Annotated in this window: 2 protein-coding genes; both read left to right on the forward strand. The window is 35.2% G+C overall.

Features of this window, described 5'->3' with window-relative positions; translation table 11 throughout:
• The first annotated feature begins 234 nt into the window (after positions 1–234).
• On the forward strand, positions 235–393 hold the full coding sequence (locus FS666_RS19980; protein ID WP_186306629.1) for a hypothetical protein: 159 nt from the start codon (positions 235–237) through the stop codon (positions 391–393).
• Positions 335–982: a cytosine permease gene (locus tag FS666_RS19340; RefSeq protein WP_260842241.1), complete on the forward strand. Its 648-nt coding sequence runs from the start codon at positions 335–337 to the stop codon at positions 980–982. Before FS666_RS19980 ends, FS666_RS19340 begins: the two co-directional genes overlap by 59 nt.
• The last annotated feature ends 41 nt before the right edge of the window (positions 983–1023 follow it).

Consider the following 1023-nt stretch of genomic DNA (forward strand, 5'->3'; position numbering starts at 1 on the left):
ATCTAAATAAAGCATAAATCAAATCCCCATCTGAAAACAGGTGGGGATTATTTGACGCTTACGATTAAAAGAATCACAACGATGAAAATAGAGCTAAAGGAGGAAGTCTGTTATGTAACTTTTAATTTTGCATATAAAAGAAAGGGCTATCATTTAGGTAGGAATGCTTAAAACTTCGTATACAATCTGTTTAAGGTTAACATTCAGATTATTTAGGTAAGGGGGGAGGCATATATGGCTGCCATTGAAAAAGAACTTGTAGAGGTTAATGAATGGGGACATGAAGAAGAATATGTCGTAAACGATATGAGAAAAATTGATCATTGGTTACTGTTTGGGATCGGCATACTGCCACTTTTGGTATCTTCTATCTGGTATTACATGGTTTATTAAAAAAATAAATAGGGCAAGGGAGGAGATCGAGATTAAAGATACAGCGGATTACTCTAGCAGCATTTTTCCTATTCCATCAAAAGCTAGACATGCTGGACCAATAACGATGTTTTGGCTATATGCTGGGGGAAATATTATATTAGCTTCATTTGTATTAGGAAGCACCTATTCAGAGTCATTAGGATTCATCCCTGCAGTGGTCATGACCATTTTCGGAAATTTAGCTGCATATACTATTTGTGCATGGTCAGCGCAAAAAAATGTTAAATATGGTATCGACGAAATCGTCTCTCATAGACCGGCGTTTGGTTATTATGGTTCAGTATTCGGGGTCTTTTTAATTCTAGCTATTACCATAGGATGGACAGGAATTTTATCGTCATTGATGGGATCAGCTGGAAAATTATCTGTTACTATTTTAACGGGCTCCAGCGGTTTTGCAGGAGAGTATTATGCTTATGCTATCGTAGGTGGAATTATAATTCCTATAATTCTATTACTTATTGATCCAAAAATAGGCTTTAAACTATCAAATATAACCGTACCTATTATGCTAGCTTTTAGCATTTATCCCAAATTACGAAAGTAAATTTACTGAACATTAATTCTGGGGCTATTTGGTAAAACTTT

The sequence above is a fragment of the Siminovitchia fortis genome (genome assembly GCF_007681465.1).
Classification (GTDB): domain Bacteria; phylum Bacillota; class Bacilli; order Bacillales; family Bacillaceae_C; genus Siminovitchia; species Siminovitchia fortis.